The organism is Bradyrhizobium sp. SHOUNA76, assembly GCF_023006445.1.
Lineage (GTDB): Bacteria > Pseudomonadota > Alphaproteobacteria > Rhizobiales > Xanthobacteraceae > Bradyrhizobium.
Map to the genome: position 1 here is coordinate 1 of NZ_JALBHA010000062.1, position 21,010 is coordinate 21,010.

Sequence of the window (21,010 nt, forward strand, 5' to 3'; positions counted from 1 at the left end):
CGGCATAACGCGGGAGATAGCCGACCAGGCGGTCGCGCAGCGTCAAGCCGTGGCTGGCGGCGCGCGCGGCGAGCACCTCGATCTTCATCTTGGCCATGTCGACGCCGGTCGGGCATTCATGGCGGCAGGCCTTGCAGGAGACGCAGAGTTTCAGCGTCTCCATCATTTCGTCGGAGGAAAGCGCGCCCTCGCCGAGCTGGCCGGAGATCGCGAGCCGCAGCGTGTTGGCCCGGCCCCGCGTGACATCCTTCTCGTTGCGCGTCGCACGATAGGACGGGCACATCACGCCGCCCTCGAGCTTGCGGCAGGCGCCGTTGTTGTTGCACATCTCGACCGCGCCCTGGAAGCCGCCGCCGGCGCCGGGCCAGGCCGACCAGTCGAGCTTGGTCTTGAGCTCGCCGACGCGATAGTCGGGCTTGAAGCGGAACAGCGAGCGGTCGTCCATCCTGGGCGCATCGACGATCTTGCCGGGATTGAGGACGCCCTCCGGGTCGAAACGCTGCTTCACCTCCCTGAAGTCTGCGACGAGACGTTCGCCGAACATCGTCTCGTGGAATTCCGAGCGCACCAGGCCGTCGCCATGCTCGCCGGAATGCGAGCCCTTGTACTCGCGCACCAGCGCAAACGCTTCCTCGGCGATGGCGCGCATCGCCTTGACGTCTTTCTCCAGCTTCAAATTCAGCACCGGGCGTACGTGCAGGCAGCCCTCGGAGGCGTGCGCATACATCGTGCCGCTGGTGCCGTGCCTGGCGAAGACTTCGTTCAGCCGCGCGGTGTAGTCGGCGAGGTGCGGCAGCGGCACGGCGCAGTCCTCGACGAAGGAGACCGGCTTGCCCTCCTGCTTCATCGACATCATGACGTTGAGGCCGGCGGCGCGGAAATCGGCGATGCCGCTCTGCAGCGCCGGCTCCGTGATCTCGACCACACCGCCCCATTTGCGCGTGTCGTTGGTCCAGCCGAAGCCGAGATCACCCATCAGCTCGCCGAGCTGCTTGAGGCGCACGAGGTTATCCGCTTGGTCTTCCTCCGCGAACTCGACCACCAGCACGGCGTCAGGATCGCCCTTGATCGCAGCAGAGATGATGGGGCGGAACATCGCGATGTCGCGGCCGAGCGCGAGCATGGTGCGGTCGACCAGCTCGACCGCAATCGGTTTCAGCTTGACCAGATGCTGGGCCGCATCCATCGCCTCGTAGAAGCTGCCGAAATGGCAGACGCCGAGGGCCTTGTTGCGGATCACGGGCCACAGCTTCAGCTCGACCTTGGTGGTGAAGGCGAGGGTGCCCTCGGAGCCGACCAGGAGATGCGCCATGTTGTTGCGCGCATTGCGCGGCACCAGCGCATCGAGATTGTAGCCGCCGACGCGGCGCTGCACTTTGGGAAAGCGCGCCGCGATCTCGTCGGCCTCACGGGTTCCGAGATCGAGCATGTCGCGGAACAGGGCGCCTGCGCTGTCGCTGGCCTCGACATCGGAGAGATCGCGCGAGATCTCGCCGAAGCGGCTGAGCGTGCCGTCAGCGAGCGCGGCCTCCATCGACAGCGTATTGTCGCGCATGGTGCCGTAGCGCAGGCTGCGGCCGCCGCAGGAATTGTTGCCGGCCATGCCGCCGATGGTGGCGCGCGACGCCGTGGAGACGTCGACCGGAAACCACAGGCCGTGCTTCCTGAGCTGGCGGTTGAGGTCGTCGAGCACGATGCCGGGCTCGACCACGCAGGTGCGGCCCTCGACGTCGAGCGACAGGATCCGGTTGAGGTGCTTCGAGAGATCGACCACGAGCCCGTCATTGACGGTCTGACCGCATTGCGAAGTGCCGCCGCCGCGCGGGGTGACCTTCAGCCCCTCGTCGCGGGCAATCGCCAGCGCCCGCAGGGCCTCGTCCATGGTCTTCGGGACCACCACGCCTGATGGGATGATCTGGTAGAACGAGGCGTCGGTGGCGTAGCGCCCGCGGCTGAAGGGGTCGAACAGGACGTCGCCGGTGATTTCCCGGGCCAGACGTGCGGCCAGACGGTCCGTTTGGACCGATTCCGGTGATTTTCCACCCACTTCCGCCGCCATGGTCCGCTCTCGCCCGTTCGCCGGCACCGTCTTGCCCCCCGTCACGGCCCTTGGCAAGCGAGCCCTGCTTCTTGTGCATTGACGGACCCCGCCGGGCGAGGGACAAGCCCGGGGAATAATGATATGCGAGCGGCTCGCCGGAGCCCCCAATGCGGGCCCTCGGACGCTCGAGCCAAGACAGCCTCAAAGACCGGGAAGGACGCCGATGACCGTGCACACTGGAAGGCATTTCCTACAGATTCCAGGACCGACCAATGTGCCCGACCGGGTGCTGCGGGCGATGGACATGCCGACGCTGGACCATCGCGGTCCGGAGTTCGCCGAGCTCGGTTTTGCGGTTCTCGCCTCGATGCAGCGGGTGTTCCGCACCAAGCAGCCCGTGATCATCTTCCCCTCGTCCGGCACTGGCGCCTGGGAAGCGGCGATGGTCAACGTGTTCTCGCCCGGCGACAAGCTCCTGATGTGCGAGACCGGCCAGTTCGCCGTGCTGTGGCGCGGCATCGCCGACAAGTTCAAGCTCGACGTCGACTTCATCCCGAGCGACTGGCGCCACGGCGCCGACCTCGCCGAGATCGAGAAGCGTCTTGTCGCCGACAAGCAGCACGCGATCAAGGCGGTCTGCGTCGTGCACAACGAGACCTCGACCGGCTGCGTGACGGCGCCGCTGGAGGTGCGCAAGCTGCTCGACCGCGTCAAGCATCCGGCGCTGCTGATGGTCGATACCATCTCCGGCCTCGGCTCGATGGAATATGAGCACGACGCCTGGGGCATCGACGTTTCGGTCGCGGGCTCGCAGAAGGGCCTGATGCTGCCGCCCGGCCTCGGCTTCAACGCCGTCTCGGACAAGGCGCTGGCCGTGGCGAAAGCCAATCCGGGCATGCGCTCCTATTGGGACTGGCAGGAGGTGATCAACTTCAACAAGCTCGGCACCTTCCCCTATACGCCCGCGACCAACCTGCTCTACGGCCTGCGCGAAGCGGTGAAGATGCTGGAAGAGGAGGGGCTGGAGAACGTCTGGACCCGCCACAAGCGCCACAGCGCGGCGACGCGCGCCGCGGTCAAGGTCTGGGGCCTGGAGACGCAGTGCGCCGACCCGGCGGCGCACTCGCCGGCGCTGACCGGCGTGCGCGTGCCGGATGGACACGACGCCGACGCCTTCCGCAAGGTGGTGCTGGAAGCCTTCGACATGTCGCTCGGCACCGGCCTGAACAAGGTCAAGGGCAAGGTGTTCCGCATCGGCCATATCGGGCATTTCAACGATCTGATGCTGATGGGCACGCTCGCCGGCGTCGAGATGGGTCTGGATCTGGCAAAAATTCCGCACCGGAGCGGCGGCGTCTTGGCGGCCATGGACGTCCTGAAGGGGCGCGATGTGGTGCCGATGACCAAAGCTCAGGTGGCCTAGAGCCGGCTAGCCTGGACTGACCGAGAGAAGAAGAGAGCGCGCGATGAACGCACCGACGACCGCTAACGAAGACCTGCTCTACTCCGTCCAGGACGGCATCGCGCGGATCACCTTCAACCGCCCGCAGGCGCGCAACGCAATGACCTTCGCCATGTATGACCGCATGGCGGAGATCTGTCTGGAGATCAACGCCGATCGCTCGATCAGGGCGCTGATCCTGACCGGGGCCGGCGACAAGGCGTTCGCCTCCGGCACCGACATTTCCCAGTTCCGTGCGTTCAAGACCGCGCAGGACGCGCTCGACTACGAGGCCCGGATCGACCGCGTGCTCGGCACGCTCGAGCAGTGCCGCGTACCCGTGATCGCCGCCATCGCCGGCGCCTGCACTGGCGGCGGCGCCGGAATTGCAGCCTGCTGCGACCTCCGCATCGGCACCGAGACGACGCGGATGGGCTTTCCGATCGCGCGCACGCTCGGCAACTGCCTGTCGATGTCGAACATCAGCCGCGTCGTCGCGCTGGTCGGACCCGCCCGCACCAAGGATATGATCTTCAAGGCGCGCCTCGTCGAGGCGCAGGAAGCGCTAGCGCTAGGCCTGCTCAACGAGGTCGTCCCTGATGTCGAGACGCTGCAGCGCCGCGCCGACGAGACGGCAAAACTCGTCGCAAGCCACGCGCCGCTGACGCTGGAGGCGACCAAGGAAGCGGTGCGCCGCATCCGCCGCACGCTGTCGCGTGAAGAGGGCGAGGACCTGATCCTGAAGGCCTATATGAGCGAAGATTTCCGCGAGGGCATGGACGCCTTCCTCAACAAGCGCACGCCGAACTGGAAGGGCAAATAGCCCGCGTCCTTCGCCGGTTGCGCCACGCTCGATGCGACGCGACGGGCGGACGCGATGGCTGAACGATCAGCCGGCGACAATCCCGCGCAAATTACAATTGTTACAATTTTTCAAACGGTTCCGCCGTCCGGAACCGCAATTGTGTGCGTTTGCGGTGACACGTCCACGTTGACGACGCGGCGAGCTCAGGCATAAGATCGCAGAGGTTGCATGATGCCTTCTCGTATTCTTCGTGCCGAGAGGCCGGCCAGCAAGCGATTTTAAGTGTGATCGAATTGAGCGACGTGAATTGTGTGAAGCGTTCTGACCGACCGTGCTGCAACCTGATGTCATTGAACTGAAGACATAGCGACGTAATTTCGACGACGCGAGCCGCGCCAGAATTTCATTGCTGCTGACCATCCCAACGCCAGGTACGGCCTCGCGAACAAGCCAAGTTCCTAGATCAAGCTCCTAGATCAAGACCCTAAGCCAAAGCTTTGATGCAAGTCCGTTGAGTCCAGTCTGATTTCTCAGACCGATTAGTCACGTCGCCGCGTTCTCGTGCGGCGGCGATTTCATGACAACGCAGGCAGGGATTTTTTCATGACCAACCACACGCCGATTTTCACCTCGTCTTCCGCGACGGGCAGCTTCACCGAATTTTCCAACCTCAACGATTCAACAACGCTGCACACGCTGTCGGGAACGATGAGCTTCAGGGACAGCGACAGGACCGACAGCCACACGACGTCGGCGACGCTGCATTCCGCGGTGGTGTCGGGCGGAACGACCGTTCCGGCGGCCTCGCTTGCGCATTTTCAGACGGCGATGCAATCGCAAATCGTGAGCGATTCAAACGGCTCGGGCCAGCTCAAATGGAGTTTCAGCGACCAGGACCAGGATTTCGACTTCCTTGCCAAGAACCAGACGCTGGTCCTGATCTATGACGTCAAGGTCTTCGACAACCACGGCGGCTTCGCGATCCAGACCGTCAAGATCACGGTCACCGGCACCGACGACAAGCCGGTGATGAACATGACCACGGCGGCGACCGTCACCGAGCAGGCCAACCAGACGCTGTCGCTCACGCCCGATACTGTTCATGTCGCGCTCAACTTCACCGATGATGACCTCGCCAACACCGGGCACACCGCGACGGTTACAGGCGTGTCCGCCTCCGGTGCCACCGCAGGCCTGTTGCCGGGCCTGTTCGGCACTGCCGAGCTGATGTCGTTCTATCACGTCGATAACGTCGTCAAGACGTCCGGCTCCTCGACCGGCACCATCAACACCACCTTCTCCGCGCCCGATCTCGCCTTCGACTATCTTGCGGCGGGCCAGCATCTCGACATCACCTACACGGTGCAGCTCGACGACCATGCCGGCGGGATCTCGACGCAGACCGTCACGGTGACCGTGGTCGGCACCAACGACAAGCCGATATTCCTGTCGTGCCCGGAGTCCGCTGCTCTCGTCGAGGACCAAAATCTGGATTCTTCCGGCAACCTCCATGCCAGCGACAGCCTGCTCTTCACCGACATTGATCTCGCCGATGCGCATACCGTCTCGACGACGGTCACCGCGACCCGTTCGGGCGGTGGTTCGATACCCCTGACGAATGCGCAATTGCTGGCCGCGTTCGGCACCGCACTCCAGGATTCGACCGGCCATCTGATCGGGGAGGTCGACTGGAGTTTCGCGCTTCCCAACTCCTCGGCCAATTTCCTCAACGGCGGCGAGACGCTCAAGCTCGTCTATCACGTCGCGGTCGATGACGGTCACGGCGGCTCCACGACCCAGGACGTCACCATCACCATCCTCGGCGTCAACCAACCCGTGGTGATCACGAGCGACCCGGAATCATCCACCGTCGCCGAACAGGACGCCACAACGGGCTCATCCGCACTCGACACGACGCCGACGAGCCCGGCCGGCTCGCTTGCCTTCACCGACCAGGACACCAGCGACACGCACACCGTGACCGTGACGCTGGACTCCAGCTCGGGGCCGACGCCGCCCGCGGCGACACAGGCCGATCTCGCCGCGGCGCTGACCACGGTGCTGCACGATTCCACCGGCTCAGGCAGCGGCAGCATCGACTGGAATTTTGCCATTCCCGACCAGGATCTCGACTATCTCGCATTCAACGAGACGCTGACGGTGAACTACAACATCAAGGTCGCGGACGGCTCGACCAGTTCGACGCAGACCGTCTCGGTCGTCATCACCGGCGCCAACGACGCGCCGGTGATGACGAGCGGACCGCAATCCGCTTCACTCTCCGAGCAGCCGGGCGTGACCGGTTCGCAGTCGCCGGACACCACGAGCCCGGTGCCGACGGGGACGCTGAGCTTCAATGACGTCGATCTGTCGGATGTGCATTCGGTCAGCGTGGTGCTGAATTCGGCGGTGTGGTCGGCCAACAGTTTTGCCGCTCCGGCGCAGACGCTGGTGGATCTGCAGTCGGCACTCTCGACGGTGCTGCATGATTCCACGGGCACCGGAACCGGCAGCATCGACTGGACCTTCAGCATTCCCGATGCCGATCTCGACTTCCTCAGCGTCGGCGAGACGCTGACGGTGCAATACGACGTCAACGTCTGGGACGGCTTCACCAACTCGATCCAGACCGTCACCGTCACCATCGACGGTGCGGCCGATCCGCTGGTCCTGACGCCGCTGACAATCGCGGCATCCGATACGGCGGGCCCGGATGCGGGCACGGCAATCGCGACCGGCGCCATCTTCGACGTCACCCAGCCGGTCGACCAGAGCACGCCGCGGACCATTACCGAGGTCAACGGCAGCGCCGCCAATGTCGGCAATTCCGTCGCCGGCGCGCATGGAACGCTGGTGCTCAACGCCGACGGCTCCTACGGCTATGTCGCGGATGCCTCGGTCGACGCGCTGCTTGCCGGCAACAACGTCACCGACCAGTTCACCTTCACGGTCGATGACGGACAGGGCCACCAGGCCTCGACCACCATCACCTTCGATATTGCCGGCGCGAACGACAATCCGCAGGTCACGGCGGCCAACCTCAGTGGAGCGGTCACCGAGGATGCCGGCCCGCCGGTGATCCTCAATGGCGATTTCGAGACCGGCAATCTCGCCAATTGGACGGTGAGCGGCGGCGGCCACATTCACGTCGCGCAGCTCGAACTCGGGGGCAGCTTCGGCCACTATTCGGTCGAGCTGTTGCCGACGAGCGTTCCGGAAACGCTGTCGCAGAACATCGCGACCACACCGGGCCAGCATTATTTCGTCAGCTTCGACGTCTTCGGCGATGCCGAGAGCGTCAATGCGCCGTTCACGGTGTCGTGGGACGGCGTGACGATCCTGGCGCTCGGTAACGTGCCGGCCGGCCTCAACCACTATGCCTTCGACCTCATCGGTGACGCCGCGCTGTCGTCGACGCTGCTGCAGTTTTCCTATGAAACCGACGGCACCGGCATGATCCTCGATTCCGTCAACGTCAGCCCGGCGACCGGACCTGCCACCGAATCCACGGCGGGCTCGCTGTCGTTCTCCGACGTCGACCCTGGTGATACGCACAGCGCGAGCTTCGTGCCGAACGGCAGCGACTATGTCGGCACCTTCTCGCTCGATCCGGTCAGCGAGGCCGGTGGCGCCGGATCGCTCGCCTGGCATTTCACGGTCGACAACGTCGACATCCAGTTCCTGGCGCAGGGGCAGACCCTGACCCAGGACTATCTGGTGACGATCGCCGACAACAACGGCGGCTCGACCACGCAGGACGTCACCGTCACCATCATCGGCACCAATGACGCGCCGACCGCGGTCGGCGAGACCGTTATCACCGATGTCGGCGCCAACGCGACGGTCGAGATCCCCAGTTGGGCCCTGGCCTTGAACGACACCGACCCCGACGCGATCGACCAGCTGTCGCTCGGCAGCATCACGGCGAGTTCCGGCGGCGGTGCCGTCAACTTCGGCAACGTCTTCTTCGGCGATGATGCGACGCTCGGCGGCTCGTTCAGCTACACGACCTCCGACGGCACGACGACCTCGTCCAATGCGGCAACGGCAACAATCATCAACAACGCGGCCGGCGCGAGCGCGCTGACCGGCACCGGTGGTGATGACATCCTGATCGCCGTCAACGGGACCGAGACGATGAGCGGGGGCGGCGGCAGCGACGTCCTGATCGCCGCCGCGAGCGGCAATGCCATGACCGGCGGCGGTGGCAACGATACCTTCGCCTTCCTCCACCCGTCCGGTCCGGGCACGATCGGCGATTTCAACAACACCACCGAGCAGGACCACATCGCGGTCTCCGCGAGCGGTTTCGGCGGCGGGTTGACGGCTGGGATGGACGTGACGTTCGAAACCTCCGGTGACGATGTGTTCTCGGGATTCTCCCAGTTCCATTTCGACACCGGCAACCAGACGCTCTATTACAGCGCCGACGGGACGCAAGGTGCGGCGGTGGCCGTGGTCAGCGTCCAGAGCGGCGTGCTGCTGAACCAGCACGACATACTGGTCGTGTAGGCTGCAGCACCCGCGTTCGAAGCCTAAGGCGCGGGCTCCGCAAGGAGCCCGCTTTTTTTGCGTCGCGTCATCTCATTCCAAAGTCATAACGGGGATGACGTCGGACGGCTTGAACTCGGCTGGATTCGCCAGCACAATGGGCGTCGAATTCATCTCTGAATTTCCAATCCAAACAAGAACATAGGGAAGACGCACGTGGGACATGGAATGAAGGCCGCAATGGCGCTTGCGGCCGCGCTTTGCGGCACGCCGGCTGTTGCGGGCTGGGAGCCGGCAAAGCCGGTCGAGATCGTGGTGGCGGCGGGCGCTGGCGGCGCGTCAGACCAGATGGCGCGGATGATGCAGGCCGCGATCCAGAAGAACAATCTGATGAAGCAGCCGATCGTCGTCTCGCTCAAGGGCGGCGCCTCGGGTGCGGAAGCGCTGATGTACATGAAGTCCAGCGAGGGCGATCCGAACAAGGTGCTGATCGCCTATTCGCTGATCTACATGCTGCCGCTGTCGGCGAAGATTCCGTTCAACTGGCGTGAGCTGACCCCGGTTTCGGTGGTCGCGCTCGACCAGTTCGTGCTCTGGGACAACAGCGCGGGCCCCAAGACGGTGAAGGAGTTCGTCGCGGCCGCGAAGGCCGCGAGCGCGCCGTTCAAGATGGGCGGCACCGGCTCCAAGCGCGAGGATCACGTGCTGACAGTCTTCCTCGAGCAGAAGACCGGCGCCAAGTTCTCCTATCTGCCCTACAAGTCCGGCGGCGAGGCCGCGACCCAGCTGGTCGGCAACCACACCGAAGCCAACGTCAACAACCCCTCGGAAAATCTCGAAGTCTGGCGCGCGGGCCAGGTTCGTCCGCTCTGCGTGTTCGACAAGGAGCGCATCGCCTACACCAGCAAGGTGACGGAGACGCAGTCCTGGGCCGACATCCCGACCTGCAAGGAGGAGGGGGTCGACGTGCAATATCTGATGCTGCGCGCGATGTTCCTGCCCGGCAAGGTCACGGCCGAGCAGCAGGCGTTCTATGTCGATCTCTTCCACAAGGTGACGCAGACCGCGGAGTACAAGGAGTACATGGAGAAGCAGGCGCTGAAGCCGATCTTCCTCACCGGCAAGGACATGGTGCAGTTCCTCGAGGAGGATGATGCGCAGAACAAGTCGCTGATGACGGAAGCCGGATTCGTCGCGAAGTAGTCGTCTGCCTCTTCTCCCTCGCCCCGTTCTTACGGGAAGAGGGTGGGGTAAAGGGGCTCTCTGCGCGAGTCGAGGCTGTGGAGAGAACCCCTCACCCGGCGCTTCGTCAACGCCGAAGCTTTGGCTTCGGCGTTCCAAAAACGGCCGCGGATGCGGCCTCAACCTCTTCCCGCAAGAACGGGGAGAGGTTGATAATTCCCAGCTGTGCACCAGAGCTCATGTCCCAAACCGATCTAGAAATCGTCGTCGACGATCCGACCGCGCCTGAAGACGACTCGCCCTCCGTCGTCTCCTCCGGCACGATCGAGATCGTCGTCTGTCTCCTGTTGCTCGCGCTGGCCGTGACGCTCGGCTACGACAATTGGCGCACCGGCGCGTCCTGGGATTCGACCGGGCCCGAGCCCGGTTATTTCCCGTTCTATCTCTCGGTCATCCTCGGCGGCGGCAGCCTCTACGGCCTGATCGTGGCCCTGATGGCGCGTCGCACCGCGTCAGGAACCTTCGTCACGCGCGCGCAGGCCCGCCGCGTGCTGGCGGTATTCGTGCCGACGCTGCTGTTCTGCCTGGTGATGCAGTTCCTCGGCCTCTATGTCGCGAGCTTCCTCCTGATCTCGGGCTTCATGCGCTTCGTCGGCAAGATCGCGCTGTGGAAGTCGCTGCTCACCGCCTTCCTGTTCACGGCGATCATGTTCGTCACCTTCGACATCGCCTTCGACGTCATCATGCCGAAAGGGCCGCTCGAAGCGGCCTTCGGTCGCTAGGCGGAATTTGCGATGGAAGCTTTCGGTCTCCTGCTTCACGGTTTTGTCGTTCTGCTGACGTGGAAGACGGTCCTCCTGATGATGGTCGGGCTCGTGCTCGGGATCTTCGTCGGGGTGCTGCCGGGCCTCGGCGGTCCGAATGGCGTTGCGATCCTGCTGCCGCTCACCTTCACGATGGATCCGACCTCGGCCATCGTGATGCTGTCCTGCATCTATTGGGGTGCGCTGTTCGGCGGTGCCATCACCTCGATCCTGTTCAATATCCCCGGCGAAGCCTGGTCGGTCGCGACCACATTCGACGGCTATCCGATGGCGCAGCAGGGCAGGGCGGCGGAGGCGCTGACCGCGGCGTTCACGTCCTCCTTCATCGGCTCGCTGGTCGCGGTGCTCCTGATCACGTTCCTTGCGCCGATGATCTCGTCCTTTGCATTGAAGTTCGGCCCGCCCGAGTTCTTCGCGGTTTATCTGCTCACCTTCTGCTCCTTCGTCGGATTGGGGCGCGAGGCCAAGCACAAGACGGTCATCTCGATGTCGCTGGGGCTGCTGCTGGCCGGCATCGGCATGGATACGGTGTCGGGCAATCTGCGCATGACCTTCGGCTCTGCCGAGCTGCTCCGCGGAATCAACTTCCTGGTCGCCGTCATCGGACTGTTCGGCATCAGCGAGATCCTGCTGACGATGGAGGAGCGCCTGGCGCTGCGCGGGCATGCGGCAAGCATTTCGCTGCGGGTCGTGCTCGGCGTCTGGAAGGACCTGCCGAAATACTGGGTGACGCTGCTGCGCTCCTCCTTCATCGGCTGCTGGCTCGGCATCACCCCGGGCGGCGCGATCGCCGCCTCCTTCATGGGCTACAATCTTGCCAAGCGTTTCGCCAAGGATCCCGAGAGCTTCGGCAAGGGCCGCATCGAGGGCGTGTTCGCGCCGGAAACTGCGGCGCATGCTTCCGGCACCTCTGCATTGCTACCGATGCTGGCGCTCGGCATCCCCGGCTCCGGCACCGCGGCGATCCTGCTCGGCGGCCTGATGGTGTGGGGACTCAATCCGGGGCCGCTGCTGTTCGTCGAGCACAAGGACTTCGTCTGGGGCCTTATCGCCTCGATGTATCTCGGCAACGTCGTCGGTCTCGTTCTGGTGCTGACGACGGTGCCGATCTTCGCCTCGATCCTGCGCGTGCCGTTCGCCGCGGTGGCGCCGATGATCGTTGTGTCCTGCGCGATCGGTGCCTACGCGATCCAGAACGCGATGTTCGACATCTGGCTGATGCTCGGCTTCGGCGTGGTCGGCTACGTCTTCAAGAAGATCGGCATTCCCTTGGCCCCGTTCACCCTCGCGCTCGTGCTGGGCAACCGGGCCGAGGACGCCTTCCGCCTGTCGATGATCGGCTCAGGCGGCAACCTGAAGGTGTTCTGGTCGAACGGGTTGGTAGGGTCGATCACGACATTGGCGATTGTGCTGCTGTTCTGGCCGGTGATTGACGGCTTGCTCACCCGTGGCGGATTGACGCAGGGGAGCAAAGCTGCGCCGCACTAGGAGAAGTTCCTTTAAGCCTCAATAGCATAGGGGGTGATGTCGCCCTGGTCCTAGACGTTACACGCGTCGATTGTTCCTGGTTGTTGCTACCCCGGCACAGCACTTTTGCACTCCTCGGCGTATGTTTTCATCACGAAATTGTGCAGGGGGGATTCTCCATGAAGCGGATTGTGATTGGAATGGCGGCGGCGATGTCGCTGTTCGCGACGGGCGCGCTGGCCGCCGACATCGCGGCAAGGCCTTATGTGAAGGCGCCGATCGTTGATCCGGTCTGGAGTTGGACGGGCTGGTACGTCGGCGGCAATGCCGGCTACAGCTGGGGCCGCTCGCGTACCGACGTCAACTATTTCAGCTCGGCAACGGGCGCTCCGATCGCGCCTCCGGCGGGATCCATCACGAGTGGCTCGTTCGATATGAACGGCGCCATCGCCGGTGGCCAGGCTGGTTACAATTGGCAGAACGCGAACTGGGTCTACGGCATCGAGGGTGACCTGCAATGGTCGGGCGAGCGGGGCAGCAGGGGCTATTCTTGCGTCGGCACCGTTTTCCCCGCCGGTGGCGTCTGTCTTCCCGGCTTGACGTTCCTTCCGGCTGGCGGTTTGGCCGGCACCACGCTGACGGTCGATCAGCACCTTCAGTGGTTCGGTACGGTCCGCGGCCGCGTCGGCATCCTCGCGACACCCAAGGTGCTGTTCTACGGCACCGGCGGTCTGGCCTTCGGCGAGATCAAGACCACCGGCTCGATGGGCGGCTTCATTGGTACGCCTCCGCTCGGAGCTCCGATCGCCTCGATTGCCTCGACCTCGACCACGCGCGTGGGCTGGACTGCCGGCGTGGGCGTCGAAGGCAAGATCACCCGAAACTGGAGCGCCAAGCTCGAATATCTCTACATGGATCTCGGCCGCTACAACGCCGGTACGTTCACCCTGGCGCCGGCGCTTCCCATCAGCGCCAGTGTCTCGTCGCACTTCACCGACCACATCCTGCGCGTCGGCTTCAACTACCAGTTCGACGGCCCGATCGTCGCGAAGTACTGAGAACAACAAAGGCGTCAACAAGAAGCAAAGCCCGGCTCGCGCCGGGCTTTGTCGTTGGGCACGGTGCGCGCGGGGCTCACACCACCTTGGCGTCGCGGAGCTTTGCGATCTCGTCGGCACCGAAGCCGAATTCCTTCAGCACCTCGTCGGTCTGCTCGCCGAATTCCGGCGGCGGCGCCACCATCCTGCTCGGCGTGCGTGACAGCGTCACGGGTTGGCCGACCAGGCGGATATGGCGACCTTCGTCGTTCGGCACGTCCTGCGCGATTCCAAGATGCTTGACCTGCGCGTCCTCGAACATCTGGTCGATCGCATAGATCGGTCCGCAGGGCACGCCGGCCTCGTTGAGCTCGCGAACCCAGGTCGCGGTCGACTTCGTCACGGTGCGCTTCTCGATCTCGGCGTTGAGCGCGTCACGGTTCTTGGAGCGGGCAGGGGCCGTCGCATAGTCGGGATGGGCATACAGCTCCGGCGCGCCAATCGCCTGGGCGCAGCGCTCCCAGATCCGCCCGCCCGTCGTGGCGATGTTGATGTAGCCGTCCGAGGTCTTGAACACGCCGGTCGGGATGCTGGTCGGATGGTTGTTGCCGGCTTGTTTGGCGACCTCCTTCTCCATGAGCCAGCGCGCGGCCTGGAAGTCGAGCATGAAGATCTGGGCCTGCAGCAGCGAGGTCTGCACCCACTGCCCCTTGCCGGAGACCTCGCGTTCGAGCAGCGCGGTCAGGATGCCCATGGCGCAGAACAGGCCGGCTGTGAGGTCGGCCACAGGAATGCCGACCCGCATCGGGCCTTGGCCCGGCGCCCCGGTGATCGACATCAGCCCGCCCATGCCTTGCGCGATCTGATCGAAGCCGGGCCGCTTGTGATAGGGCCCGTCCTGGCCGAAGCCGGAGATGCTGCCATAGACGATGCGCGGATTGATCTTGGCGAGACTCTCGTAGTCGATGCCGAGCTTCTTCTTCACGTCGGGCCGGAAATTCTCGACCACGACGTCGGCCTTGGCGGCGAGGCGCTTGAACACGGCGAGCCCGCGCTCGTCCTTCAGGTTCAGCGTCATGGCCCGCTTGTTGCGATGCAAATTCTGGAAATCGGAACCTCGGCGCGGGCCGCCCGGCTGCTCGCCGCCGGCGTCCTCGGTCAGTGCATCGATCTTGACGACATTCGCGCCCCAATCCGCCAGTTGCCGCACGCAGGTCGGCCCGGAGCGGACGCGGGTCAGATCGAGCACGGTGAAGCGCGACAGGGCTTCCGAGGCATGCGGAAAAGGCATCTTGAATGGCTCCGGGACAGATTGCGGGCCTACCATAGTGCTGAAAGATCACGCGACAAGCCCGGCCCGGCGCCGATGCCGTGTGCCGAAATGCCATGCCTGATGCGTGCTTGAGAGATCAGCGCGAGAGGCGCTTCAACTGCGCGCGCGCCTGTTCGGCGAGGGGGTCATCGCCGTGACGCGCGATGAAGAGCTCGAAGGCCTCCCGCGTTCCCTTCCGGCGGGCGGCTTCGTATTCCTCTGCCACGGCAACGGCAGGATCTCGGGCCATCGGCATGGAGGGCGCGCGCCCCGCCTTGCCGGCCTCGTCCGCATTGGCCTTCTCCACCATGACAGGCAGTCCTCCGAAGGGTTGATGATCCCGTCCGGCGAGCGCGGTCAGGGTGCCAAACAGGCCGGCCAGGAGTAAACTTCGTTTCATGAAACCCCTGCAAATCACAGGTGCCGCGGGAACAGAGCTCTTCTACGGACCCCGTATGATTACGGAACTTGATGGCTAACACGGTCTTATGGAAGGGGCGCGGACGTCGCGACGCAATTTAAACCAAACGTTTAACTCTCAAGCTAGAATCATGTGCTTCCGTCCCGAATCGCACGCGATGCGTTGCTCTGGAGAGTCCATTGGCTACCGCTGTTAATGTCAGTGCCACCAACAACGCAGAGATCGACGGCCTGCTATCGGGCTACAAATGGTCTGGCGCGATTACCTATAGCTTTCCCGACGCAGCCAGCGACTACGCCAATCCCTATTACGGCGGCAGCAGCGAGCCGACCAAGTCGGGCTTTGCATCAGTGCCCACGCAGATCCAGGCGGCGATCAATTACGCGATCGGGCTGATCCTCAGTTACACCAACGCCGACATCCAGTACGCGGGCACCAACGGCGCCGACATCATGATCGCGCAGTCGCCGGCGGCCAATCCGACCGCCTACGCCTACTATCCCGGCAATTATGCATCCGGCGGCGACGTCTGGTTCGGCACCCAATACAATTTCTCGCTGGCCAAGCTCGGCAATTATTACTTCACCACCGCGCTGCACGAGCTCGGCCACGCCCTCGGCCTCAAACACAGCCAGGAGGCCGGCGGCCCCGCAAACGTCGCGGTGCCGAGCGCGCATGACGACAGCGAATACACTGTCATGAGCTATCGCAGCTATGTCGGCGGTTCGACCACGACCGGCTACACCAACGAAGCGTACGGATATTCGCAGACCTATATGGCCAACGATATCCTCGCGCTCCAGACGATGTACGGCGCGGACTACACGACCCAGAGCAGCGGCACCGTCTACACCTGGAATCCGACCACCGGACAGGAGTTCATCAACGGCGTCGGGCAGCTCGCGCCGGGCGGCGGCGCCGGGGGCTCGGCCAACCGCATCTACGAGACCGTCTGGGACGGCGGCGGCGTCGATACCTACGACCTCTCGAACTACACGACGAACCTGAGCATCGACCTCAATCCCGGTGCCTCGTCGGTATTCTCCTCCGTGCAGCTGGCCTATCTCGGCGACGGCCATTACGCGTCGGGCAACGTCTACAACGCCTATCTCTATAACGGCGACGCTCGCTCCTACATCGACAACGCCACAGGCGGGTCCGGCAACGACACCATCATCGGCAACGCCATCGCCAACACACTGAACGGCGGCTCGGGCAATGATACGATCACCGGCGGCGGCGGCAACGACACCATCATCGGCGGCGCCGGCAGCGACACCGCGGTGTACTCGGGCAGCCGGGCCAACTACACGATTTCCTACAACGCCACGACGCAGACCTTCACCCTGGTCGACCTGCGCAATGGTTCTCCTGACGGCACCGATACCGCCACTGGCGTCGAATACTTCCAGTTTGGGGGCGCCACGGTGGCCGCCTCCAGCCTCGTGCCGAGCGCGATTGAGACGCTCGGATCGACCAGCGTAGCTCTGACGAACGGCAACTATTACCTGAACAACATCTCGACCGGCAGCGGACCCACGCTGAAATACGCCGGCGCCGCGGTGATCGCAGCCAATTACAGCACATGGTCGGTGATCGGCGCCGAGCAGGTGTCGGGCGGCGGTTACGACGTCGTCTGGAAGAACTCGGCAAATGCCCATTATTCGGTCTGGAGCACGGACAGTACCGGCAACTTCATCACGACTCTCGGCTCGGCTCCGGAGATGCTGGGGACGGACGCGGCTTTGAAAGGGCTCGAGCCGACGCTACAGCAGGATCTCAATGGCGACGGCACGATCGGCTTGCCCGTCGTCTCCATCGCCGGCGTCACGATCGAGGCGTTCGGATCGACCGCGGCGGCCCTGTCGGGTGGCTTCTATTATCTGGACGATATTTCGACCGGCAGCGGACCTACGCTGAAATATGCGGGCGCGCCGGTAATCGCGGCCAATTACGGTACCTGGTCAGTCATTGCCGCCGAACAGGTCACGGGCGGCGGCTATGATGTGGTCTGGAAGAATTCGGCGAACGCCCACTATTCGGTTTGGAGCACGGACAGCAACGGCAACTTCCTGACCACGCTCGCAGCGGCTCCCGAAGTGCTGGGCACCGATGCGTCGCTGCAGGCGCTGGAGCCGACGCTCCACCAGGATATCAACGGCGACGGCACGACCGGCGTCCCCGTCGCCCCCCTCGTCAGCGGCGGCACCACGATCGAAGCGCTGGGATCGACCAGCGTGGTCCTGTCCGGCAGCAACTACTACCTCGACAACATCTCGACCGGCACTGGACCCACCTTGAAATACGCTGGCTCGGTCGTGAATGCGGCCAATTACAGCACGTGGTCGGTGATAGGCGCCGAGCAAGTGTCGGGCGGTGGTTACGACGTGGTCTGGAAGAACTCGGCAAACGCCCATTATTCGGTCTGGAGCACGGACAGTACCGGTAACTTCATCACGACTCTCGGCTCGGCTTCCGAGATGCTGGGGACCGACGCGTCTCTGAAAGGGCTGGAGCCGACGCTGCATCAGGATCTCAACGGCGACGGCACGATCGGCCTCCCCGTCGTCCCCGTCAGCGGCGTCACGATCGAGGCGTTCGGAGCGACCCGTACAGTCCTGTTTGGTAGCAACTACTATCTGTACGATGCGGCCGGTGCCGGTCCCACCCTGAAATACGCTGGCTCGGTCGTGAATGCGGCCAATTACAGCACGTGGTCGGTCATTGCCGCCGAGCAGGTGTCGGGCGGTGGTTACGACGTGGTTTGGAAGAACTCCGCGAACGCGCACTATTCTGTCTGGAGCACGGACAGCACCGGCAACTTCCAGACCACGCTTGCCGCGGCCCCCGAAGTGCTGGGGTCCGACGCGTCTCTGAAAGCGCTCGAGCCGACGCTCCATCAAGACCTCAATGGCGACGGCACCATCGGCGCGGCGCCGCCCGCCTCGGCGGGGTCCGGGACCTCCGGCGATGGCTTTGCGTTCAACTTCACCGAAGGCGGGACCTCATTGACGACTTCGTCCGAGCTACCGGACGCCATGCCCGCGCCAGCCAATGTGCAGACCGCGTCGGAGCAGTGGACTCAACTGACTGGAAGCCACGACACAGCTGCGTTCGACATCGTGGCCGATTTTCTTCACAACCTGCACGGGCCCGGCTTCCTGCTGAGCTGACGGTGTGGGTCTCGTCGCGTCGAATCGACGCAGCACGGGCAATCATTCCTGTCATGGCTGGCTGGTAACCTAGCCCTCGTGTGACATGCACGACGTGTTTGCGATCGAGCCTCGGCCCTGGCTGTCACCGGCGGCCGTCATGGACGAGGTTCGTGGCGTCGTGGGCACGTTCTTGACGTAAGAGTCCTCACAAAATAGACACGTCGAGTTGAACCTTGCCTGATCCGGCGCGACCACTAGAAAGCCCGCGGTTCGTCGCGCAACAGTTGCGTGATCCGAGGTGCCAAGAAGCCTGCTTCCATTTTTCCCAGTAACATTGCGTACCCAATCATTCGAACGCGAAGGCCGTATTGCGAGCGCCGAAAGCGGCGGGGGAAGTTTCAGCGAAATATGGAGAATGATGCCGTAGGGCCGCGCGGGCTGCGGGCTGCGGCAGCGAAGATTTGTGCACGGCAACAAGCTGGGGATCTCAGCTCAACCTCGGGAGGAAGAGAAATGCGTCGAATTGCACTCTTGGCTCTGGCTATAGGATTTTTCGTACCGGTGATCGCATCGCAACCGGCGCATGCTCAGGCCACCAGGACGTGGGTGTCCGGCGTGGGCGATGATGCTAATCCGTGCAGTCGCACCGCCCCATGCAAGACCTTTCCCGGCGCGATCTCGAAGACAGCCGCGGGCGGCGAGATCAATTGTCTCGATTCCGGCGGTTTCGGCGTCGTGACCATCACCAAGGCGATCTCGATCTATTGCGAAGGCGTCGTCGGCGGCATCCTCGCAGCGGGGAGCTCCGGCGTCATCGTCAACGCAGCCGCGACCGATCACATCGTGCTGCGCGGCCTCGATATCGACGGGGCCGGAACCGGCATTAAGGGTGTCAACGTCCTCCAGGCAGCCTCGGTGGTCATCGAGCATTGCTTCATCAGGAACTTCAACAGCGCGGGCGGCGTCGGCGTCTTCGTCAATCCGTCGAACTTCAACTCGATGCTCATGATCCGCGACAGCGTGATCTCGCACAACGGCACCGCGGCCGACGGCGCCGGGATCAGCATCAATACGAACGGCGGCAGTTCGCGGAGCCTGATCAACAACACGGCCATCCACAAGAACTTCGTCGGCGTGAGCGTGCAGGGATCGGCCAACGTCCAGGTCAACAATACCAACATCTCGGAGAATATCGGTACGGGCCTCGCCCTCAGCGGCGCTGCTGGCGTGCGGATCGGCCGCTCTGTGATCGTCAACAATCTCGGCGCGGCGACCTCCGGCAACGTGCTGTCGTATCTGGATAACCAGATCAACGGCAATGCCCCGGACACAACGCCGGCCACCGCTGGTGGGTATCACTAAGTCCTCAGAAGTTTCCGAACTGGCAACAACGTCAAATTTTCCATTCCATTTTGGAGGTTCAACATGCGTCGTATTGCTCTATGGGCCCTTGTAGCGGGATTCCTCTTGCCATTCGCTGTGTCGCAGCCGGCTCATGCCCAGGCGACCAGAACGTGGGTGTCCGGCGTCGGCGATGACGTCAATCCGTGCAGTCGCACCGCTCCGTGCAAGACCTTCGCCGGTGCGATTTCAAAGACGGCCGCCGGCGGCGAGATCAACTGCCTGGATTCCGCCGGCTACGGCACGGTGACCATCACCAAGGCGATGACGATTTATTGCGAAGGCGTCGTCGGCAGCATCCTCGCGTCGGGCACCAACGGCGTCAACATCAACGCCGCGGCGACCGATCACATCGTGCTGCGCGGCCTCGACATCGAGGGGGCCGGCACCGGCGTCAAGGGCGTCAACATCCTCCAGGCGGCCTCGGTAGTCATCGAGCATTGCTTCATCAGGGACTTCAACGGCGCGTCGGGAACCGGCATTTTCTCGAATCCGTCGAACTTCAACTCGATGCTGATGATCCGCGACAGCGTGATCTCCCACAACGGCGCCGCTGCCGCTGGCGCCGGGATCAGTATCAACACGAACGGCGGCAGCTCCCGGGTCCTGATCAACAACACGGCCATTCACAACAACTTCGTCGGCGTGAACGTGCTGGGATCGGCCAACGTCCAGGTCAACAACAGCAACATCTCGGAGAATTTGAGCACGGGCCTCGCCCTCAGCGGCGCTGCTGGCGTGCGGATCGGCCGCTCTGTGATCGTCAACAATCTCGGCGCAGCCACGACTGGCAACGTGCTGTCCTATCTGGACAACCAGATTAACGGCAATGCCCCGGACACGACGCCGGCTACCGCTGGCGGATATCACTAGGCCCGCGCAATCGACGAGCTCCGGGCGCGATGCGCCCGGAGCTTTTTTTGTGCTTGGCACCACTATGGATTTCGGGATGCCTGCAGACTAGTCTGGCCGCATATGCAGGGAGCGCGGGGTGGCATGGAGACGCTCGACAGCCAGCATCCGGGGCTTTGCCGTGCGGCGCCGCAAGCGCACGGTTTTTCGCGACGGGCGGGATGGGGCTGTGCCGCCATTCTGCTGACGCTCGTCTTGGCAGTCCCGGCCCAAGCCCAATCGTTCCGTCAGGCCGTCTCCGCTTTCCATCGTCAGGACTATTTGACGGCGTCCCGCACCTTCATTCCGCTCGCCGAGCGGGGCAATGCGGCTGCACAGTCCTATCTTGGTTTCCTGTTCGAGACCGGTCGCGGCGTGCCGCAGAACTACACGGAAGCCGCGATGTGGTACCGGCGGGCGGCAGAGCAGGGCGACAGCCGCGCCCAGTATTCGCTGGGCCTGCTGTACGACCGCGGCCAGGGCGTGCCGCAGGACATCGTCGAAGCCTCCAAATGGCTCAATCTGTCCACAGCCGCAGCGCC

Annotated in this window: 14 protein-coding genes; 11 read left to right on the forward strand and 3 right to left on the reverse strand. The window is 63.8% G+C overall.

The window, feature by feature from the left end; genetic code table 11:
* Positions 1–2,059, reverse strand: a 2,059-nt coding sequence (locus tag MOV74_RS10580) for an FAD-binding and (Fe-S)-binding domain-containing protein (protein WP_246921180.1), incomplete at its 3' end; no start/stop codon positions are given.
* Between the two features lie 205 nt (positions 2,060–2,264).
* Between MOV74_RS10580 and MOV74_RS10585 the strand changes: the two genes are divergently transcribed.
* The 7 genes from MOV74_RS10585 to MOV74_RS10615 all read left to right on the forward strand — a co-directional run bounded on the left by MOV74_RS10585 (position 2,265) and on the right by MOV74_RS10615 (position 13,309).
* Positions 2,265–3,464 carry an alanine--glyoxylate aminotransferase family protein gene (locus MOV74_RS10585; protein WP_246921183.1) on the forward strand — a complete coding sequence of 400 codons (1,200 nt, stop codon included), beginning with the start codon at positions 2,265–2,267 and terminating at the stop codon, positions 3,462–3,464.
* A gap of 43 nt (positions 3,465–3,507) precedes the next feature.
* Positions 3,508–4,305, forward strand: a complete 798-nt coding sequence (locus MOV74_RS10590) for an enoyl-CoA hydratase/isomerase family protein (protein WP_246921186.1) — start codon at positions 3,508–3,510, stop codon at positions 4,303–4,305.
* Positions 4,306–4,890: 585 nt separating this feature from the next.
* The gene (locus MOV74_RS10595; RefSeq protein WP_246921188.1) at positions 4,891–8,799 is read left to right on the forward strand and encodes an S-layer family protein; all 3,909 of its coding nucleotides are present in this window, start codon (positions 4,891–4,893) and stop codon (positions 8,797–8,799) included.
* Between the two features lie 207 nt (positions 8,800–9,006).
* Positions 9,007–9,981 carry a tripartite tricarboxylate transporter substrate binding protein gene (locus MOV74_RS10600; RefSeq protein WP_246921191.1) on the forward strand — a complete coding sequence of 325 codons (975 nt, stop codon included), beginning with the start codon at positions 9,007–9,009 and terminating at the stop codon, positions 9,979–9,981.
* A gap of 218 nt (positions 9,982–10,199) precedes the next feature.
* Complete coding sequence (locus tag MOV74_RS10605; RefSeq protein ID WP_246921194.1) at positions 10,200–10,742, forward strand: tripartite tricarboxylate transporter TctB family protein; 543 nt, start codon at positions 10,200–10,202, stop codon at positions 10,740–10,742.
* 12 nt (positions 10,743–10,754) lie between these two features.
* Positions 10,755–12,272 (forward strand): tripartite tricarboxylate transporter permease, encoded by a 1,518-nt coding sequence (locus MOV74_RS10610; protein WP_246921197.1) that lies wholly within the window; start codon positions 10,755–10,757, stop codon positions 12,270–12,272.
* A gap of 158 nt (positions 12,273–12,430) precedes the next feature.
* Positions 12,431–13,309, forward strand: a complete 879-nt coding sequence (locus MOV74_RS10615) for an outer membrane protein (RefSeq protein ID WP_246921200.1) — start codon at positions 12,431–12,433, stop codon at positions 13,307–13,309.
* A gap of 76 nt (positions 13,310–13,385) precedes the next feature.
* Here the strand turns inward: MOV74_RS10615 and MOV74_RS10620 are convergent, their stop codons facing one another.
* Together MOV74_RS10620 and MOV74_RS10625 are read right to left on the reverse strand one after the other, a co-directional pair.
* Positions 13,386–14,579, reverse strand: coding sequence for a CaiB/BaiF CoA-transferase family protein (locus tag MOV74_RS10620; protein ID WP_246921202.1), 1,194 nt, complete (start codon positions 14,577–14,579; stop codon positions 13,386–13,388).
* Between the two features lie 118 nt (positions 14,580–14,697).
* On the reverse strand, positions 14,698–15,000 hold the full coding sequence (locus MOV74_RS10625; RefSeq protein ID WP_246921204.1) for a hypothetical protein: 303 nt from the start codon (positions 14,998–15,000) through the stop codon (positions 14,698–14,700).
* Positions 15,001–15,200: 200 nt separating this feature from the next.
* Between MOV74_RS10625 and MOV74_RS10630 the strand changes: the two genes are divergently transcribed.
* The 4 genes from MOV74_RS10630 to MOV74_RS10645 form a co-directional block, all read left to right on the forward strand.
* Positions 15,201–18,194 (forward strand): M10 family metallopeptidase C-terminal domain-containing protein, encoded by a 2,994-nt coding sequence (locus MOV74_RS10630; RefSeq protein ID WP_246921206.1) that lies wholly within the window; start codon positions 15,201–15,203, stop codon positions 18,192–18,194.
* Between the two features lie 597 nt (positions 18,195–18,791).
* Positions 18,792–19,538: a right-handed parallel beta-helix repeat-containing protein gene (locus MOV74_RS10635; RefSeq protein ID WP_246921207.1), complete on the forward strand. Its 747-nt coding sequence runs from the start codon at positions 18,792–18,794 to the stop codon at positions 19,536–19,538.
* Between the two features lie 63 nt (positions 19,539–19,601).
* Positions 19,602–20,450 carry a right-handed parallel beta-helix repeat-containing protein gene (locus tag MOV74_RS10640; RefSeq protein ID WP_246921209.1) on the forward strand — a complete coding sequence of 283 codons (849 nt, stop codon included), beginning with the start codon at positions 19,602–19,604 and terminating at the stop codon, positions 20,448–20,450.
* A 123-nt stretch (positions 20,451–20,573) separates the two neighbouring features.
* A partial coding sequence (locus tag MOV74_RS10645; protein ID WP_246921212.1) for a tetratricopeptide repeat protein occupies positions 20,574–21,010 on the forward strand: 437 nt, incomplete at its 3' end.

Bases quoted from the DNA above. Each gene is read 5' to 3' on its own strand.
- MOV74_RS10625 (WP_246921204.1), bottom strand. From the start codon at position 15,000: ATGAAACGAAGTTTACTCCTGGCCGGCCTGTTTGGCACCCTGACCGCG.
- MOV74_RS10620 (WP_246921202.1), bottom strand. From the start codon at position 14,579: ATGCCTTTTCCGCATGCCTCGGAAGCCCTGTCGCGCTTCACCGTGCTC.
- MOV74_RS10600 (WP_246921191.1), top strand. From the start codon at position 9,007: ATGAAGGCCGCAATGGCGCTTGCGGCCGCGCTTTGCGGCACGCCGGCT.
- MOV74_RS10615 (WP_246921200.1), top strand. From the start codon at position 12,431: ATGAAGCGGATTGTGATTGGAATGGCGGCGGCGATGTCGCTGTTCGCG.
- MOV74_RS10595 (WP_246921188.1), top strand. From the start codon at position 4,891: ATGACCAACCACACGCCGATTTTCACCTCGTCTTCCGCGACGGGCAGC.
- MOV74_RS10610 (WP_246921197.1), top strand. From the start codon at position 10,755: ATGGAAGCTTTCGGTCTCCTGCTTCACGGTTTTGTCGTTCTGCTGACG.
- MOV74_RS10585 (WP_246921183.1), top strand. From the start codon at position 2,265: ATGACCGTGCACACTGGAAGGCATTTCCTACAGATTCCAGGACCGACC.
- MOV74_RS10640 (WP_246921209.1), top strand. From the start codon at position 19,602: ATGCGTCGTATTGCTCTATGGGCCCTTGTAGCGGGATTCCTCTTGCCA.
- MOV74_RS10605 (WP_246921194.1), top strand. From the start codon at position 10,200: ATGTCCCAAACCGATCTAGAAATCGTCGTCGACGATCCGACCGCGCCT.
- MOV74_RS10590 (WP_246921186.1), top strand. From the start codon at position 3,508: ATGAACGCACCGACGACCGCTAACGAAGACCTGCTCTACTCCGTCCAG.